This window comes from Acidimicrobiia bacterium, assembly GCA_030584185.1.
Classification (GTDB): domain Bacteria; phylum Actinomycetota; class Acidimicrobiia; order Spongiisociales; family UBA11373.
Genome location: CP129495.1, coordinates 743,370 through 761,662, shown reverse-complemented (window position 1 = coordinate 761,662; position 18,293 = coordinate 743,370). Strand labels below are relative to the sequence as shown.

At 67.9% G+C, this 18,293-nt stretch carries 16 protein-coding genes; 8 read left to right on the top strand and 8 right to left on the bottom strand.

The genetic code is table 11. The features are described from left to right. The first annotated feature begins 105 nt into the window (after positions 1-105). Together QY307_03865 and QY307_03860 are read left to right on the top strand one after the other, a co-directional pair. Entirely contained in the window at positions 106-1,365 is a 1,260-nt protein-coding gene (locus tag QY307_03865) for an FAD-dependent oxidoreductase (protein ID WKZ83389.1), read from the top strand. After that, on the top strand, positions 1,365-2,708 hold the full coding sequence (locus tag QY307_03860; protein WKZ83388.1) for a cellulase family glycosylhydrolase: 1,344 nt from the start codon (positions 1,365-1,367) through the stop codon (positions 2,706-2,708). Before QY307_03865 ends, QY307_03860 begins: the two co-directional genes overlap by 1 nt. A 27-nt stretch (positions 2,709-2,735) precedes the next feature. On the opposite strand, the gene QY307_03855 is transcribed toward QY307_03860, so the two are convergent. After that, the gene (locus QY307_03855; GenBank protein WKZ83387.1) at positions 2,736-4,679 is read right to left on the bottom strand and encodes a M3 family metallopeptidase; all 1,944 of its coding nucleotides are present in this window, start codon (positions 4,677-4,679) and stop codon (positions 2,736-2,738) included. Positions 4,680-4,719: 40 nt separating this feature from the next. Beyond that, complete coding sequence (locus QY307_03850) at positions 4,720-6,318, bottom strand: PQQ-binding-like beta-propeller repeat protein (GenBank protein WKZ83386.1); 1,599 nt, start codon at positions 6,316-6,318, stop codon at positions 4,720-4,722. A gap of 83 nt (positions 6,319-6,401) precedes the next feature. Here QY307_03850 and QY307_03845 point away from each other — a divergent pair, with 83 nt between their 5' ends. Together QY307_03845 and QY307_03840 are read left to right on the top strand one after the other, a co-directional pair. Continuing rightward, the gene (locus tag QY307_03845; protein ID WKZ83385.1) at positions 6,402-7,211 is read left to right on the top strand and encodes a YihY/virulence factor BrkB family protein; all 810 of its coding nucleotides are present in this window, start codon (positions 6,402-6,404) and stop codon (positions 7,209-7,211) included. Between the two features lie 218 nt (positions 7,212-7,429). Continuing rightward, positions 7,430-8,908 carry a DEAD/DEAH box helicase gene (locus tag QY307_03840; protein WKZ83384.1) on the top strand — a complete coding sequence of 493 codons (1,479 nt, stop codon included), beginning with the start codon at positions 7,430-7,432 and terminating at the stop codon, positions 8,906-8,908. Positions 8,909-8,922: 14 nt separating this feature from the next. On the opposite strand, the gene QY307_03835 is transcribed toward QY307_03840, so the two are convergent. Further along, positions 8,923-9,945, bottom strand: coding sequence for an alcohol dehydrogenase catalytic domain-containing protein (locus tag QY307_03835; GenBank protein WKZ83383.1), 1,023 nt, complete (start codon positions 9,943-9,945; stop codon positions 8,923-8,925). A 90-nt stretch (positions 9,946-10,035) separates the two neighbouring features. Here QY307_03835 and QY307_03830 point away from each other — a divergent pair, with 90 nt between their 5' ends. Together QY307_03830 and QY307_03825 are read left to right on the top strand one after the other, a co-directional pair. Next, positions 10,036-11,091: a hypothetical protein gene (locus tag QY307_03830; protein ID WKZ83382.1), complete on the top strand. Its 1,056-nt coding sequence runs from the start codon at positions 10,036-10,038 to the stop codon at positions 11,089-11,091. Next, positions 11,045-11,614, top strand: a complete 570-nt coding sequence (locus QY307_03825) for a GNAT family N-acetyltransferase (protein ID WKZ83381.1) — start codon at positions 11,045-11,047, stop codon at positions 11,612-11,614. The genes QY307_03830 and QY307_03825 overlap by 47 nt, the downstream gene beginning before the upstream one ends. 78 nt (positions 11,615-11,692) lie before the next feature. Here the strand turns inward: QY307_03825 and infA are convergent, their stop codons facing one another. Both infA and QY307_03815 read right to left on the bottom strand, forming a co-directional pair. After that, positions 11,693-11,920, bottom strand: coding sequence for a translation initiation factor IF-1 (gene infA, locus QY307_03820; protein ID WKZ83380.1), 228 nt, complete (start codon positions 11,918-11,920; stop codon positions 11,693-11,695). Positions 11,921-11,960: 40 nt separating this feature from the next. Then, positions 11,961-12,440, bottom strand: coding sequence for an NAD(P)H-binding protein (locus tag QY307_03815; protein WKZ83379.1), 480 nt, complete (start codon positions 12,438-12,440; stop codon positions 11,961-11,963). Positions 12,441-12,628: 188 nt separating this feature from the next. Here QY307_03815 and sufB point away from each other — a divergent pair, with 188 nt between their 5' ends. After that, positions 12,629-14,032: a Fe-S cluster assembly protein SufB gene (sufB, locus tag QY307_03810; GenBank protein ID WKZ83378.1), complete on the top strand. Its 1,404-nt coding sequence runs from the start codon at positions 12,629-12,631 to the stop codon at positions 14,030-14,032. A 13-nt stretch (positions 14,033-14,045) separates the two neighbouring features. Continuing rightward, positions 14,046-14,555, top strand: a complete 510-nt coding sequence (locus QY307_03805; protein ID WKZ83377.1) for a PaaI family thioesterase — start codon at positions 14,046-14,048, stop codon at positions 14,553-14,555. Positions 14,556-14,575: 20 nt separating this feature from the next. Here QY307_03805 and QY307_03800 read toward each other — a convergent pair whose 3' ends face one another. From QY307_03800 to QY307_03790, 3 genes are read right to left on the bottom strand one after another with little or no spacing between them, the layout of a single operon-like run. Continuing rightward, entirely contained in the window at positions 14,576-16,177 is a 1,602-nt protein-coding gene (locus QY307_03800) for an ABC transporter permease (GenBank protein ID WKZ83376.1), read from the bottom strand. Then, entirely contained in the window at positions 16,174-17,070 is an 897-nt protein-coding gene (locus tag QY307_03795; protein WKZ83375.1) for an ABC transporter ATP-binding protein, read from the bottom strand. Before QY307_03795 ends, QY307_03800 begins: the two co-directional genes overlap by 4 nt. Positions 17,071-17,116: 46 nt before the next feature. Further along, positions 17,117-18,268: an RtcB family protein gene (locus tag QY307_03790; GenBank protein WKZ83374.1), complete on the bottom strand. Its 1,152-nt coding sequence runs from the start codon at positions 18,266-18,268 to the stop codon at positions 17,117-17,119. Positions 18,269-18,293: the final 25 nt, after the last annotated feature.

Sequence of the window (18,293 nt, the reverse complement as noted above, 5' to 3'; positions counted from 1 at the left end):
CCTCGTCTTCTGCCCCGAGTCTACGAAACGCGGCACCGCCTTCACCAGGCCTTTCGACCCGCAGGGCCACCGTCGTAGACTCGCCGCACGAGGACAAGGAGAGGTGTGAGCCGTCAAACCGCAGACATCGTGATCGTAGGGGCGGGGATCATCGGGCTGTCCGTGGCACACCAGATCAGTCGCCGCCACGACGCCCGTATCGTCGTGCTCGAGAAGGCGCTCAACGTTGCCGAGGGGAGCACCGGCGCCTCGTGCGCCATCCTCCGTCAGCGCTACACCCACCCCGAGGCGATCACAGTCGCTCGCGACGGGCTGCGCGCCCATCGCAACTGGTCCGCTTACACCGGCCTTGTCGAGCCCCGAGCCCGGTTCCATCACTCGGGTGTGCTGTGGATGATGGGGGAGTCGGCCGCGGCGATCGAGCAGGGCCGGGCGAAGATGGCCGGACTGGGTATCGGCGTCGAGGTTCTCGACGCCGCCGGGGTCCGGGAGCGCTTTCCGGCTCTGAGCGCCTGCAACCGCCCCTTCGACCTGACCTTCGAGACCGAGCACGAATGCCAGGACCACGACGCCTTCCTCTTCGAGACCGAGAGCGGGTTCTTCGACCCGGTATCCGCAGCCCAGGACCTGCTCGAGGCCGTGCGAGGCAACGGCGTCGACGTCCGGTTCAGGGCCCAGGTGACCGGCGTGCGTTCTTCGGGCGGTGCGATCAAGGGTGTCGATCTGGCCGACGGCACGCGGATAGACGCCCCCGTCCTGGTCAACGCTGCCGGGCCGTGGGCGCCGCGTCTCGCCGGTCTTGCCGGGTTCGACTACAAGACGAACGGGTGGACCATCGCCCCGATCCGGGCTCAGGTGATCTATCGGGAGTGGCCGCGCGACGTGGTTCCCGGGCCGCTGCCCGTGGTGGCGGACTCTTCGGGCGGCATTTACTTCCGTCCCGAGGCGAGCGGCCAGCAGATCCTGGTCGGCTCGATCCGCGAGGAGGACGAGCAGGAGCTCGTCGCCGACCCGGATGTCTTCAACGGGAACATCGACGCCGCCTTCCGCGACGTGAAGATCCACGCCCTGCACCACCGCATCCCCTCCCTGCCCTACCGGGGCCAGATCACCGGGGTGGCCGGCATGTACACCATGAACTTCGAGGACGTGCACCCCGTGATCGGGCCCACCTCCCTGGATGGCTTCATCGTGGCCAACGGCTTCAGCGGCCACGGTTTCAAGGAGTCGCCCGGCGTCGGGTCGATGCTGGCCCGGTTCCTCACCGGTGTGGAGCCGGACGAGTGGGACACCGAGGCGCCGATGGACTACTTCTCGATAGAGCGGTCGCCGATCGTGCTGGAGCAGAAGGCGGTCCTTGCCTGATGCGCCGGCCCAGAGTCGGGGCGGCCCTTCTGCTCGCCCTGGCGCTGGGCCTCTCCGGCTGTGAGGAAGGCGGTGGCACCGCCACGACCGCTCCAGGCACCTCGAGTATCACGAGTTCGGTGACGATCACCGCGCCCACGACGGTGACCTCCGCCGCGATCGCAGCCACCACCACGGCTCCTGCTCCTCCCGAGCATCACATCGGTGTGCGTACCGTCGACGGTGCAGGCCGGTTCTACAACCGACTCACCGGCGAGGAGTTCGTTCCCCGCGGCAACAACTACGTTCGCCTCGGCCAGCAGACGACCGCCGATGGGTCCAGCACTTTCGGCCACGCCCTCTTCGACCCTGGCCGGTATGACGCGGCGACGGTCGCCGCAGATCTGGCCCGCATGCACGTCGACGGGTACAACGTGGTGCGTGTCTTTCTGAGCCCGGACACCTTGGGAGCCGAAAGTGGCGGGCTCTCGCCGGAGTACATGAAGAATGTGGTCGACTTCCTCGGGCATTCCCGCGATACGGAGATGTACGTCATCTTCACGCTCGACTGGCTCCCCGGTGGCCGGTACGGCGAGATCCTCAATGCCGACTGCTGCGACGAGTTCGCCCTCATGAACGCCAACTTCCTGCCGCCGGCGGGAGTGGCCGCCAACCAGGCGTTCTTCCGCGACTTCGCCTCCGAGCTGATCGATCGCGGGGCGGCGGTGGAGCACGTGATGGCCTATCAGGTGCGCAACGAGATGTTCTTCGACTCCGACCAGCCGCCACTCTCCTTCTCGGCGGGGGTGTTCACCACCGCCAACGGGAGCTCCTATGACATGTCGCTTGCGGCGGAGCGCGAGGCGATGATCAGGGAGGGTGCGATCTTCTTCGTGGACTCCGTGGCGGCCGCCATCCGCGAGGTCGATCCCAGCGTGCTCGTCAGCGTCGGACTGTTCGTACCCCACGGCCCCAACTCGGTGCGGGTCGGCGACCCCCGCCTCGTCGTGTCCGGGCCGATCATCTGGGAGTCGACGCTGGACTTCGTCGACCTGCACGCCTACACCGGCTTCGAGCTCGACCTCCCCGAACACGTGGAGAACTTCGGCGTGGACGGGATGGAGGAACGGCCCATCGTCATGGGCGAGTTCGGGGGCGAGGTTTCCCGGTTCCCGTCGACGTCGGCGGCGGCGCTCGCCATGCGCGACTGGCAGGTGGAGTCGTGTCTGCTCGGGTTCGACGGTTGGATCTTCTGGACCTGGGACCTCTTCGAGCAGCCGGACTTCTTCCATGCCCTGATGGACGGGGGGGCGATCAATGGTGTGCTCGCCCCAGTGATCCGACCCGACCCCTGCACAACCTGATCTCGGCGCCGCCGCTGCCGGGTCGGCTCAGGCGCCCTCGATCCCCAGATACCTGAGGAACGCCTGCTGGTCCGGCTCCCTGCCCAGGAAATCCCGCAGCAGTTCCATGGGGTCCTTGGAGCCGCCGGGGGTGAGCACCAGGTTGCGGTAGTCGGCTCCCACCTTGGGATCGAGCACCCCCTCCGACTCGAACCGGCTGAACATGTCGTCACCGAACACCTTGGCCCACATGTACCCGTAGTAGCCGGCGTCGTATCCGAAGAGGTGGCCGAACGAGGCGGGGAAGAAGGTTCCCTCGTGGAACGGAAATCCGGCGATCTCACTGGTGCGTCGGGTGATCTCGTCCAAGTCCTTGGGTTGGCCGGCACCGTGGAACTCCATGTCGAGCATGCCGAACGACACCTGGCGCAGCATGGCCAGGGCGACGTGCAGGTTCCTCGCCGCCACCAGCTCGTCGACCAGGGCATCGGGGATCGGCTCCCCGGTGGCGTGATGGCGAGCGAAGCGACGCAGCACGTCGGCGTTCCAGCACCAGTGCTCCATGATCTGTGACGGGGCCTCGACGAAGTCCCATTCGGTGTTGTAGCCGCTGAATCGGGCGAGGCGGGTGTGGCCCAGGCTGTTGTGCAGGACATGGCCGAACTCGTGGAACAGCGTGGTCACCTCGTCGTGGCGCAGCAGTGACGGTGCATCGGCCGTCGGTTTGGTGAAGTTACACAAGATGGCGGTGCGGGGGAGCACATATCCCTCGTCGCCCTGATGGGCGGCGATGAGGTCGAATGCGGCGGCGTGCCCGAACTTCCCCTCTCGGGGGAAGAGGTCCATGTAGAACGTGGCGAGCAGCTTGCCGTCGGCCGAGTCGCGGATCTGGTAGGCGGTCACATCCGGATGCCACGCCTTCGGATCGTCGATCCTCTCGTAGGCCAGTCCGAAGACCTCGCCGGTGATGGAGAACATGCCGTCCACGACCTGTTGCAGCGGGAAGTAGCCGGCCACGGTCGTCGGGTCGACGCCGAACCGCTCCCGTTTGATCGCCGTGTGGAGGAAGCGGTGATCCCACGGCTGGAGGTCGTCGTCGCCGAGGGCGGCCCGCAGGTCGTCCAACTCTTCGCTCGCCTTGGCGGTGAGGGCGGGGACGATCCCGGCGTACAGGTCCTCCACCGCCCCCGGATGCTTGGCCATCTTCTCCTCCATGGCGTAGTGCGCCCACGAAGGCATCCCGAAGATGGAGGCGATCTCGGCTCTCAGCCGCACCGCCTCCTCGAGGATGGGTCGGTTGGCCTCCACCGCCTTGTTGTAGAACTTGAACTGGAGGGCGCGTCGCAGGTCGCGATCGTTCGCCTGGTCCATGAACGGGTAGTAGTCGGGGTAGTCGAGACTCACCCGGAAGGTGCCCGGGGTCGTTCCCGGGGAGTAGCGTTCGATGGCCGAATCGTCGAGGCCGTCGAGTTGCTCCCTGGTCAGGTCGAGGCCGTCCTCGAACTCGTCGAGATTGCGGTTGAAGGCAACATCCAGTTCGACGAGACGGGTCCGCCGCTCCTGCACCGCCGCTCGCGCCTCGTCCGAGAGGGCGTGGCCGGCCCGGCGGAAGTCCCTCCGGATGTGCTCCAGGAACCGCTGTTCCTCGCCAGCCAGCCCGGCGGCCTCTTGGGTGGCGGCAAATGCTTCTGCCGCCTCGTAGAGGTCGCGTCGGAAGACCAGATCGGATCGCCACTTGGAGAGCCGCTCTTCGGCCTCCTGGGCGGCATTGCGCACTTCCCGATCGGGATGGGCGCGCGCCATGAAAGGGCCCTGGCCATAGGCCTGTACGAGGTTCGCTGCCAGCCGGTCCAGGGGGAGCATCGTCGACTCCCATGAGGGGTCGGGACGGGAGCCGACTGCGGCGGCGACCAGATCCTCCCCGCGGGTGATGGCGTCCTCGACGACGCCGCGCACGGAGTCCGGTGTGGTGGTGGTGTAGTCGTGCAGCACGGTCGAGGAGGTTACCGCCCGGTCGGGAACGGTTGGCCGCTCAGTTGTCCGCCTCGCCGATTCCGTACATGTACCCGTCACGGCTCCCCACGAAGATCATCCCCTTCCACACCGCCGGCGTGGCCTCGATGTGGCTCTCACCCACCTTGAAGGTCCACTCCAGGCGCGGCTGACGCGGGTCGGCGAGTGAGAACGAGCGGAGGTAGCCGGTGTTGGCCGCCACCAGGAGGCGGTCGTCGACGATCACCGGGGACGACCAGGACCCGGCTCCGATGTCGACCACCCACAGCTCCTCGCCGGTCTCCTGGTCGACGGCGATCAGGTACCCCTTGTTCACGACGGCGTAGATCACGCCGTCGCCGAGGGCGGGCGTCGACCACAGGCCACCCTTGTAGGGCGGCTCGGTGAGCGAGTACATGCCCCACACCACGGGGTCACCGTCTGTGTACGGGTCCAGCTTGACCAGCTGGCCCACCTCCTGGGCCCGAGTCAGGTACCGCTCGTACTCGGCCGACACGTAGATGTACCCCTCGTCGTCGACGAAGATCGTGGCGTCCACGTCGTCGCCGACCCAGTAGTCGAACACCATCTCGATCCGACCGTCGTCGATTCCGGTGATGTCGAGCCCAATCACCCTGCCCCCGGAGTTGGCGAAGTAGATCCTGCCCTCGTACATGGCGGTGGAGTTCTCCACGCTCACCGCCGGGTACGAGGGCCCGATCGCATCCAGGAGCTCCTGATTCCATGTCTCCAGCTCGTACACGACCTGCGGATCGACCTGGACCAGCCCCAGGTCGTCGTAGCTCCGGTCGAGATCGAAGATGTAGAAGATCGAGTTCTCCGAGCCCTCGAACATGTAGTCGTTCATGATCAGGGGGCTGGCGTCCCAATCGTCGTTCCAGCGGCCCTTGCCGGCGGCGTCGTACTCCCAGAGCACCACCGGCTCGTTGCGGTCGAGCGCCACCGCCCGGATCTTGTTGTCGCGGCTTCCGAAGTACACCAGCGGATAGCCATCGGGGTCGATGGTCGGCGTCCCCTTGATGATGTCCCCCGTGAGGATGGGGGAGCGGGTCGGGCGGCCGGTGTCGGCGTCCACGAAGTGCAGCTTCCGGTCGTAGGCTCCGAAGATCATCTCGGTGGTCCCGTCGGGCCGTTCCCAGATCACCGGCTGCCCGGTCCAGCCGTTGCCGCACCACGTGGAGGTGACCCCGAGGTCGGTGGAGGTGGAGCACATGGGGGTGCTGGGGTACTTCCACTTCACCTCGGGAGTGCTCGGCAAGGGGCCCTTCCCGTAGTAGGTGCGCGTCGGGTTGCCGCGGAAGGTGAGCAAACCCTCGACGGCGTCGCCGTACGGCTCACCGACCTGCCTCCGGTCACTCCATGCGTGCATCGGAGAGGCTGGGACCGTCGTGGTCGGAGCGGTCACCACGACCACCGTGGAGGCCACCAGCGTGGAACCGGTGGTGGAGGTGGCAGCCGTTTCGGACATGGTCGAGGGGTCGCCCACCGCGGTCGAACCCACGGTTGCCGTCCCTTCGCCTCCTCCGGCGAACAGCCAGAAGAGCAGCACGCTCATGCTCCCCAGGAGGAGAGCGAGGGCGGCGCCGACGTGGATCGGACGGTGGGGAGGCCTCGGCATCGAGGCGCCGAGTGTATGGCGGGCCCGAGGCAACGAACCGCCATTGCCTCCGGAGAGGGGCTGGCGACGCCGATACTGGGGGAGTGGATCGGGAGATACTGAAGGCGACATGGAATCGGCTGAGGCGCGCCGATCTCACGCTGAACGGTGCGGCGGTCGCCTTCCACACCTTCTTCGCCATCATCCCGCTCGGTTTCGCCCTGCTCGGCTTCGCCGCCTGGATCGGGAGGGATCAGGGGGCGGTGGCGCGTGTCCTGGGGGCGCTGTCTCCGATCGCCCCCGAGGCATTCGTCGAGTTCATCGCCGGGGTGCTGGCCGAGTCGGAACGGCGGATCGCCGGAGAGTGGTGGGTGGTGGCGGTGTCGGTCGGTGTCTCCCTGTTTCTCGGCGCTCGTGCCGTCGTTGCGCTCCAGCGCGCCCTGGCGGCGGTGCAGGGGACCCTGGAGCTTCGCCAGGGCGCCCGGCTCCGCCTGGTGGCCATCGGGCTCACCGCGGCGGGCGGTGTCGTCCTGCTGATCACCGGGACCGTGCTCGTGGGAGGGCGGACCTTCTTCGCCTTCCTGGAAGGATGGAGTGGGATCCCCGGGCTGTTGGGCCTGTGGGCCTGGCTGAGTGTTCCCGTCGCTACGGCCGGGCTGTTCGGGTTCCTCATCGCCTGCTACCGCTTCGGCCCACCACGGCCGATGCCCCGGGCGACGCTGGCAGCCACGATCGGGACCGTCGGGGTGTTGGCGCTCAGCCTCGGCTTCGGGCTGTACCTCTCGCGAGTCGGGTCGCTCGGTGTCTACGCCGGAACCCTCGGGACCGTCGCCGTGATCCTGACTTGGCTCTACCTGGGAGCGGTGGCGATCCTCGCCGGAGCCGCTCTCGTGAGTGGTGAGAGCCAGTCTTGAGCGTGGTCGATTCGCATCGAGGCACACGACTGCTAACTTGACCTCACCGCACCGGGTGGAGGCCAGCGCCAAGTCGCTTCCCCGGTGAACCAACGGCCCGTAGTTCTCACCGGTTGGATTGCCTCGTCGACCGACTCTCGAACCCGCTTCGTTCGTCGTCGCGTCTCGAGCGAGACCAAGCAACCAACCGACTGCCCCTTCGCGGGGTGAGGAGAACCATGACCATCGACTTCGCCCATCTCGGGCTTCCCGAACCGCTGATCGCCGTCCTGCGGCGGCGCCAGATAACCAGTCCATTCCCGATCCAGGCCTCCGCCATCCCCGAGATCCTCTCCGGCCATGATGTCGCCGGGCGGGCTCCGACCGGATCCGGCAAGACGCTCGCATTCGGGCTTCCGCTGCTTGCTCGTCTGGAGAAGGCAGGCCCGCGCCGACCGCGGGCCCTGATCCTCGCCCCGACGCGCGAGCTCGCCGAGCAGATCAAGGAAGAGCTGGCTCCGCTGGCATCCGTCGTCAACCGACGGGTCACCGCCGTCTATGGGGGAGTCGGCTACGGACCCCAGAAGGGCGCTCTGCGCGGCGGCGCCGATGTCCTGGTGGCCACTCCGGGCCGCCTCGAAGACCTGATCGAACAGCAGGCGCTGTCTCTGGCCGAGGTCGACGTCGTGGTGATCGACGAGGCAGACCGCATGGCCGACATGGGGTTCCTCCCCGCAGTGAAGCGCATCCTCGGTCAGACTCCGCAGCGCCGACAGACCCTGCTGTTCTCGGCGACGCTCGATGGCGACGTGGCGGTCCTGATCCGGGACCACCAGCGCAAGCCGGTTCGTCTCGAGGCGGGATCGATCGAGCCTCATGCCACTCCGGCCCGCCATCACTTCTGGAAGGTGAACAACCACGATCGGGTGCGCCACACGGCGGGCCTCATCGCCGAGGCCGGCAGGACGATCGTCTTCACCCGGACCCGCCACGGCGCCGACCGGCTCGCCAAGCAGCTCGCCGGTGAGGGCATCGATGCCGCCGCCATCCATGGCGGCCGTTCGCAGAGCCAGCGCAACCGGGCGATCGAGGCGTTCTCCGCAGACCGGGCCCGGGCACTGATCGCCACCGACGTGGCGGCACGCGGAATTCACGTGGACGCCGTGGAAGCGGTGGTCCACTTCGACGTGCCCGCCGACCACAAGGACTACCTGCATCGCTCCGGGCGTACCGCTCGTGCCGGCGCCGGCGGCGACGTCGTGACGCTGGTCACCGGGGGCCAGGAGAACCTGGTCCGGCGCATGCAGCGCGCCCTGGGGATGCAGGTGCCGATCGAGGCGCCGCGTCTTGGAGCACTTCGCGACGGTCGCCCGCCGGCTGCGGCGCCGCGGCGTTCTCCGACCCCGGCGCCTTCGGTGGAGGCCACGCATCGTGAGAGGCGGCCACAGCGGCCTTCGGTCGACGGGGAGAGCATCTATGTGGCCAACCTGCCATACGGCGCCACATCCAAGGACCTGCGTTCGCTGTTCAGGCCGTTCGGTGAGGTCGACGAGGCCACGGTCATCGTCGATCGTCGCAGCGGACGGTCCCGCGGCTTCGGGTTCGTGCTCATGCCCGGGGAGGTCGCCGGCGCCGCCATCGAGGCGTTGCACGGATCCACCATGGGTGGACGCGAGCTGACGGTGAGAACCGCCGAGCCCGGCCGCCGCTCCGCCTGAGGTTCGGGGCCCTCCTAGGGCACCACGACCAGGCGGCGTCCGTCCAGGTGCAGATCCCCGCGCGAGGCGGCCTCGATCACGGAGACCGCCTCGTCGAGCGGGACCCTTTCGACCTGCGGTGGGATCAGATCGCCGGTGGCGAGAGCCGCCAGCACCAGTTCCACGTCGCCGGGAAGGCTTCCGTACGACCCGGCGAGCGTGTACTCGTTGTTCGACCACAGAACTGCGGGTAGCGTCGCCACCGGTTCCACACCGACCCCGACCACCACGGCTCGGCCTCCGGGTCGGAGCGACTTGACGGCGGCGTCGACCGTTGCCGCCCGGCCGACGAACTCGAGTGCCACGTCGGCACCCCCATCGGTGATCATCTTCACCTGGCGGCCCAGCGAGACGCCTGGCTCGACAAGGATGGTCTCATCAGCGCCCAGTTGGGTCGCCCTGTCGAGAGCGGACGGGGAGATGTCGGCTGCGATCACCGGCCCGGCACCGGCGTTGCGGGCGATCTGCACCGCATAGCCGCCGAGCCCGCCGACGCCGAGGATCAGGACAGCGTCCCCGGCGCGCACTCCGCCGGTTCTCATCACGGCATGGCGCGCCGTGGCCCCTGCGTCCACCGCCGTGGCCGCTTCGGCTGGATCGAGGCCATCGGGCATCGGGATGATCGATTCGACGGGCACGACCACCCGTTCGGCGAGGCCGCCGTCGGAATCGATGCCCAGGACGACCGTTCGCTCACAGATGTTGGGACGGCCCTCGAGACAGGGTCGGCAGCGGCCGCAGTAGGCGCCGGGACGCAGCACCACGCGAGCCCCCGCACTCAGCCCGGCGGTGTTCTCACCGAGGACACGACCGGCCACCTCATGCCCCAGCGTCATCGGGAGCCGGGCGGTACGCGCCGTGCCGTCCAGGAAGTGGAGGTCGGACCCGCAGACCCCGCAGGCGTCAACCTCGACGACGGTCTCGCCCGCACCGGCTTCGGGCTCGGGCACCGACTCGAGGCGCAGGTCACCCGGTCCGTGGAACCTGAGAGCCCTCATGATGGAAGTGTCCCAGAACCGGGCACGGCTCGCATGAGGCTGCCACTCTCCGGATAGCATTGGCCCCCCACCAATCCCGGGAGTCTCCAGATGTCCAACATCGTCCATGTGGTCGGCACCGGCACGATCGGAGAGCCCTTGATAGGCCTTCTCGCCGATCACTCTGCCGACTTCGGTATCGACGAGGTCACCTTCCACAAGCGGACCCCGATGATCGAAGAGCGAGCCAAGGTACGTGACCTGGTGAGCCGGGGGGCGGTGCTCGCCGTCGACGACGATCGCCGTGTCTCGTTCGAGGAGATCGGCCACTCGCCCAAGCTGGGATCCGTCGAGGCGATCGAGCGGGCCGCCGTGGTGATCGACTGCACTCCTGCGGGCAACGCCAACAAGGTGGAGTACTACGAGCGGGCGCGGGGTCCGAAGGGGTTCCTGGCGCAGGGCTCCGAGTTCGGCTTCGGCAAGATGTACGCCCGTGGGATCAACGACGCCGCCCTGGTTCACGACCAGGATCGGTTCATACAGGTGGTGTCGTGCAACACGCACAACATCTCGGTGCTGATCAAGACGCTGGCGATGGACGAAGACGGGACCTCGCACCTCTCGAGCGGTCGGTTCCTGTGCATGCGGCGGGCCAACGACATCAGCCAGGACGGCTCGTTCATCCCGAGTCCCAGCGTCGGACGCCACGACGATCCCCGTTTCGGTACCCACCACGCTCGGGACGCCCATCACCTGTTCGAGACCCTCGGATACGACATGCCGGTGTTCTCATCGGCGGTCAAGCTGAACACCCAGTACATGCACGCACTGCATTTCTCGCTCGAGCTCGATCGAGAGATGACGACCGGCGAGGCGATCGACCTGCTGGCGGCCAACCCCCGGGTGGCCCTGACCCACAAGCGGTCGGCCAACCAGATCTTCTCCTTCGGCCGGGACCACGGGTACTACGGGCGGATCCTCAGCCAGACGGTGGTCCCGATGGAGACCCTGACGGTGCGCAACGGCAACGAGCTGGTCGGGTTCTGCTTCACGCCGCAGGACGGAAACGCCCTGCTGTCCTCGATCGCCGCCACCCTCTGGTACCTGCACGGAGATCCCGGTGATCGTCTCGAGTCGCTGCGTCGCTACCTCTTCCAGGAGGTCTGAGATCTCGTCGGTCGACGTCGCCGAGGTGGGTCCCGGTGAAGTCGAGCGGTTGGGACGCCTGATCAGGGAGGCGTGGGACGAGGCCGGCCCCGGCGCTCCCGGCTGGTCTGGTGCCGACGACGCCACCATCGCCGAGATCTCGACCTCGGAGGCTCTGCTCTCCCGGATCGGAGGGCCGCAGCAGCGTATGTTCATGGCCACAGCGGACGGGAGGCCCGTCGGTTTCGCCGCCACCCGCCTCATGGAAGGTCGCTCCATCGAGCTCTCGGGGATCATCGTCCTGCAGAGCATGCTCGGGGGCGGCATCGGCACCCAGCTGCTCGAGGCGGCAGTTGCCCAGGCCGTCGAAGAGGGATGCCTCAGGATCGAGGTGCACACCGAGGTCGACAACGCCGCCGCCATCGGTTTCTACCGGTCCCACGGGTTCGACGAGGTGGGTGAGACCACGGTGTCATTCGACGGGGAGCGGGTGCCGCTCGTGGTGTTGGAGCGTCACCTGGTCGAGTCGCGTGATCCCGCCTAGGAGCAGGCCCGCCGCAGATCGATCACCCTGAGAGCCGCCCCCGGCGTTGGCTTCGCCGGTGGTGGTCGGGAACGGTGATCAGTTCTTGTAGCGCCAGACGATGCGGCCCCGGCTGGGGTCGTACACCGACAGGTCGAGGTCCACCTTGTCCCCAGGGAGGATGCGGATGTAGCGGCCGCGGCGCATCTTGCCCGAGGCGCGCGCCAGTACCTCGAGGCCGCCCTCGATCTCAACTCGAAACATGGCGTTGGGGAGGGCCTCGACGACCGTCCCCTGAACGCGTACGACATCGTCCTGCTTGGGCAAGGGGTGCTCCCAACCGGGGGGCGCGGCACGCCCCTACGGGTCAACTCTCCCACTCGGTGGGCATCTGGTCAAACGGGAGGGCAGCCGCATCCTCCAGGAACGCCACCACCTCTGCCACCTCCTCGGGCAGTCGTCCTGCGGTGGCGACGACGGCGGACTCGGGGATGGCCGGGGGCACATCGACGGGGGTATCACTCACGAGGATCACCCGGGTCACTCCTGCGTCCACCATCGCCTTCAGCCAGACGGCAACGACGTCGTCGGGAGGGGCGAAGTGGGTCTCTCGGCCGTCGGTGGCGGCGGCGTTCACCAACACTGCGCAGAAGGCACCGAACGCCGCCCCGGCAACATGGGAACCGTCGCTTACATCGCCCACGGCGGCGATCACGCCACCGGTACGAAGGCCGGCTGCCGCCTCTTGGGTCGATACGAAGGCGCGCAGCTCGATCGTGCGTGGTCGAATCGCCTCGATCGTGGCCACCCCCACGGGCGTGTCGGCACCGATGACGATCGTTGGCATGTCCGAAGAATGGCATGCATAACGCGCCAGAGATGTTGTAATGGCGACGAGCGGTCGGCGCCGGGCACGGGTCGGTCTTCCCCCACTCCCCAGTCCGTGCCGGCGCTGCCCGCTCGCTGCTTTTCCCCTTGTCTCGGTGCGGGCACCTGCCACAATCGGGCGCAGGCACTCATCGGAGGGGACACCGCGTGGCCACCGTCGACATCGACCTCGGAAAGTATCAGCTCGGCTGGCACGACGAGGAGGACTACATCTTCAAGCCCAAGAAGGGCTTGAACGAGGAGATCATCCGCGAGATGTCGCGGATGAAGGGCGAGCCGGAGTGGATGCTCGAGTTCCGGCTCAAGGCGTACCAGCGGTTCCTGCGCAAGCCGATGCCCAAGTGGGGCGGTGGTGGTGCGCTGGACGAGATCGACTTCGACGACATCTACTACTACATCAAGCCGATGGATGGCCAGGCCAAGGACTGGGACATGGTCCCGGAGTCGATCAAGGACACCTACGAGAAGCTGGGCATCCCCGAGGCGGAACGCAAGTACCTGGCCGGAGTCACCGCCCAGTACGAGAGCGAGGTCGTATACCACCGCAACCGCGAGGATCTCGAAGGCCTCGGGGTCCTCTTCTGCGACATGGACACCGCCCTGCGGGACTACCCCGACATCGTGCGGCAGTACTTCGGGACCATCATCCCGCCGAACGACAACAAGTTCGCCGCCCTCAACTCTGCGGTGTGGTCGGGCGGATCGTTCATATACGTGCCGCCTGGCGTGCACGTGGATCAGCCGCTGCAGGCGTACTTCCGCATCAACGCCGAGAACATGGGCCAGTTCGAGCGGACGCTGATCATCATCGACGAGGGGGCGTTCTGTCACTACGTGGAGGGCTGCTCGGCACCGGTGTACTCCACCGACTCCCTCCACTCGGCCGTCGTCGAGATCGTGGTCAAGGAGGGCGGACGCTGCCGGTACACGACGATCCAGAACTGGTCGAACAACGTCTACAACCTGGTGACCAAGCGGGCCGCTGCGTACCGCAACGCCACGATGGAGTGGGTGGACGGCAACATAGGGAGCCGGCTCACCATGAAGTACCCGGCGGTGTGGCTCATGGAGGAGGGGGCGCACGGCGAGGTGCTGTCGATCGCCTTCGCCGGACCCGGGCAGCACCAGGACGCCGGGGCGAAGATGGTCCACGCCGCCCCCAACACGACGTCTCTGATCACCTCCAAGTCGCTGTCGCGTGGCGGCGGACGGGCGGGTTACCGCGGCCTGGTTCGGGTGGAGCACGGCGCCGAGAACGTCAAGTCCTTCGTGCGCTGCGACGCCCTCATCCTCGACGACAAGAGCCGGTCCGACACCTACCCCTACATGGAGATCGAGGAGGCCGACGCTCAGATCGGCCATGAGGCCACGGTGTCCAAGGTGGGCGACGATCAGCTCTTCTACCTGATGAGCCGCGGGCTCTCCGAGGCCGAGGCGACCGCGATGGTGGTGGCCGGGTTCATCGAGCCGATCGTCAAGGAGCTCCCCATGGAATACGCTGTGGAGTTGAACCGCCTCATCGAACTGCAGATGGAGGGGTCGGTCGGCTGAGAGGAGCGGCCCGATGGCCGAGGGCGCCATTCCGCCGTTGGAAACCTGGCGCTGCTTTGGCTGTTCTCCCGGGCATGACGGCGGCCTGCGCCTCACCTTCACCGTCCCCGGGCCCGATCGGGTTCGCACCGAGTTCGTCGCATCCGAGGATCACGCCGGCATGGGATCGATCCTCCACGGTGGCATCGTCGCCGTGGTGTTCGACGAGGTGATGATGTGGTGCCTGCTTCGCTATCGCCGCCGGTTCCATGTGACCGTGTCGATGGAGCAGCGGTTGCGGCGGCCGGTACGGGTCGGTATCCCGCTGGTGGCCGAGGCGGAGCTCGATGACGATCTCGAGGCCGATCGGGTGCGGCTGATCGCCAGGATGTGGGCCGCCGCCGACCCGGAGGCGACTCTCGCAGAAGGCTCCGGCGTGTTCGTGCCCCTGCCGGAGCGGATGTTGTCCTTGATCCCGGACGATCAGCGGCAGGAGATGGAGGCGATTCTGACGGGGTTCGCCTCCCAGGACCTCACCCGGTAGGGCCGCCGGCCGACGGGTGCTCAGACCCCGGTCAGGTCCCGCCGTTCGAAGCCGCGGAATCCGGCGACCGTGAGGGCGGCTGCGGCGGCGGTGAGCAGGAGGAGAGGGGTCATCCTCACCGCCACACTGGGAGCCGCCGGCACGTGGGCGAACGGCGACAGGTTCATCACCCATCGGGGAAGACCGAGGATCGCCCCGAGCTGGCCGAGGACGAGGAACCCGGTGAGCAGTCCCCAGGCTCCCATCGCGAACCGGGGGACCAATCCGAACAGGGCAAGCGTCATCCCGCCCAGGACCAGCACCGCCGGAATCTGTGCCATGGCGGCGGCGAGGAGGCGGCCGGCCTGTGATGGGACATCACCGGTGGTGGCGCCGTAGGCGATCCCCGTGACCAGGCCGCCGACGATCATGGCGAACGACGGTCCGGCTGCGACCAGGATGGCGTGCGAGGCCATGAACCGGGAGCGGTCGACCGAGGTGGCGAGCAGGGCCTCGGCATGTCCGCTCTGCTCCTCGGATCGCAGTCGGAGCGCCGCCTGCACCGCCGCCGAGGCCGCCAACAGCCCGAGCATCCCCAGTCCGGCCGAGAGGAAGATGTCGATGAGTGCACCCTCGCCCCCCAGGCGTTCGAACATCTCGCGTAGCTGAGGGTTGTCGTCGAAGACGTCGACGATGCTCGGCCCGAGCCCGCCAACGATCAATCCGTAGACGGCGATCCCGGCGGTCCATCCGGCGATCGACATCCGGTGGAGCCGACCCGCCAGTGCCAGCGGGCTGCGCAGCCGCCTCGACGCCAGGGGCGGTCCCAGCCGGGGAGCGATCAGGCCGGCGTCCAGGTCGCGGCGCCCCGACAAGAAGTAGCCGAGGAACCCGAAGATCACCGCCCCGGCACCGAGCAGGGCAAGCACTCCCCACTGCTCGCCGGCGAAGGGCCGGACGGCGTGCAGCCACCCGACGGGTGTCAGCCAGGACAGCCACGACCAGTCGTCGCCCCCGAGGTCGCCCGCGATCCGTATCAGGTAGGCGGCGGCGATGGCGGCGCCGCCGATGCCGCGTGCCGTTCGGGGGTTCTCCACGAGTTGGGCGATCAGGGCCCCCAGGCCGGCACAGAAGAGCGCCAGCCCGGCCCATGCCGATCCGGTGGCGACCGCACCTGCGGTCGCCTCACCGACGACGACAAGTGCCATCGCCACGCCCCCGCCCATCAGCATCGCCTGGATGGACAAGACCAGGAGCGCCGCCGTTAGGGGGGCGTGCCTGCCGACGACGGCGGAGCCGATCAGCTCTCGGCGGCCCGCTTCCTCCTCCGTGCGGGTGTGGCGGATCACGGAGAACAGCGCCGGCAGGCCTCCGAGGACGACGCCGAACATGGCGGTTCGCCAGGCGGTCAGCGCTCCGACGGATGATCCGTACAAGGGGCCGAGGAACGCCGTGATGCCGGGGTTGGCCGACATCATGGTGGCGAACTGCCGGCGCGCCTCTTCGGTCGGGTAGAGGTCGCCGAGTGCGGATGCCGTCGCTCCGACCAGCACGGCCGGGAGCAGGATCCATATCGGCAACAGCCAGCGATCACGTCGCAGGATCAGGCGGACCAGGGTGCCGAGACCGGTGAGCCCGATCACCCGCTCTCCGCCGGACTTGCGTAGTGGCGCAGGAAGAGCTCCTGCAACGTCGGAGGGTTGCTCACCAGCGAGACGATCCCCAGCGGCGCCAGCCGGGAGAGCACCTCGCCGAGGGCGTCGCCGTCCACCTCGAAGCGGGCACGACGACCGTCGATCACCAGGTCGTGCACACCCTCCATGCCGGCGAGGAACTCAGGCGGAGCGGAGACGGTCACGTCGATCGAGGTCCTGGTCAGGTGCCTGAGCTCGACGAGGGTGCCCGACTCCACGTTGCGGCCATCCCGGATGATGCTCACCCGGTCGGCGATTGCCTCCACCTCGGCCAGGACGTGGCTGGCGAGCAGCACCGTCCGGCCGTTGCGGGCTTCGCTTCCGATCACCTCCCGGAAGGTGGCCTCCATCAGCGGGTCGAGTCCCGAGGTGGGCTCGTCGAGGATGAGCAGCTCCACATCGGACGAGAGCGCTGCCACCAGGGCCACCTTCTGACGATTTCCCTTCGAGTAGGTGCGTGACTTCTTGGTGGGATCGAGGTCGAAGCGCTCGATGAAGTCGGCCCTGCGGCGTGGGTCGAGGCCACCGCGGAGGCGACCGAGGAGGTCGATCACCTCGCCGCCGGACAGGGACGGCCACAAACTGACGTCACCGGGGACGTAGGCGAGCCTCCGATGGAGGGCAACCACATCGCGCCACGGGTCGCCGCCCAGCAGGCGGGCAGATCCTGCATCGGCCCGGATCAGGCCGAGGAGGATCCGGATCGTGGTGGTCTTTCCGGACCCGTTGGGGCCGAGAAAGCCGTGTACCTCTCCGGTGCGCACCGTCAGGTCGAGGCCGTCCAGGGCGCGAGTCCGGCCGTAGCTCTTGGCCAGCCCGTGGATCTCGATGGCTGCGCTCATTGGTTCCTCCGGACGCACACGATACGCCCCCCGGCGAGAGCGGCGATCAGGTGCCCTTGTAGTTCACCAACTGGGTGAGCACCGTGTCCACCTCCACCAGATCCTCCTGGTCGAGCATCGCCTGGTCGATGTCCTTGTAGGCCTCGGGCGACTCGTCCACCAGAGTGGCGGCGTGCGCCTCCAGCCAGACGGTGCCCTTCATGGCCTCGTCGAGCGACTCGACGGTGAGGGTCTTGCGGGCCTTGCTGCGGCTCATCCGACGCCCGGCGCCATGGGCGCACGACTCGAAGCTGAGCGGACTCCCCTTGCCGCGCACGATGTAGTTGGGGCTTCCCATCGATCCGGCAATCACCCCCATCTCGCCGGCACCGGCTCGGATCGCCCCTTTTCGGGTGATCCACACGTCTCGACCGAAGTGACGCTCAAGGGCCGTGTAGTTGTGGTGACAGTTGATCCTGCGGATCTCGCCCGGGGTCCGTCGCGCCACCCCACCGATGCCGTCGAGGAGCAGGTCCATCATCCGCGCCCGATTGGCGAAGGCGTAGTCCTGGGCCCAGTGGAGATCCTCCAGGTAGCGGTCGAACTCCTCGGTCCCCTCCTCGAGGTGGGCCAGGTCGGCGTTGGGGAGGGAGACGCCTCGGCACAGGTGCTTGGCGATAGCGATGTGGTGCTCGGCGAGCCGGTTGCCTGCCCCCCGGCTGCCGGAGTGCAGCACCGTCCACACCGTTCCCGATGGATCCCGGCAGACCTCCACGAAGTGGTTGCCGGCTCCGAGGCTGCCGAACTGCTCGACGGCGCGTCGCTCCAACCCGAGGGTGCTCACCGAGAGGTTGGGGTGGGAGCGGAACCACTCCTGGCCACTCCGGACTGCAGCCTGGCCTCGCCCCACGCCCGCCGGGATCAGGTCGCCGATCCGTCGCAGCAGAGGTTCCAGGTCGGAGGGGAGATCGTCGCGGTCGAGGTCGGTCTCCACGGCGATCATCCCGCACCCGATGTCCACGCCCACGGCGGCCGGAACGATCGCCCCGATCGTGGGGATCACCGAGCCCACGGTGGCTCCCTTGCCGAGATGGGCATCGGGCATGAGGGCGACGTGGCCGGCGATGAAGGGGAGCGAGGCCGTCTCCATGGCCTGTGCCACGGTCGCCTCGTCGATCGTCGAGGCCCATGACGCCAGCCTCTCGGTGAACCAGCGCACCTGACACCGCCCGTTCGCGGCCGCA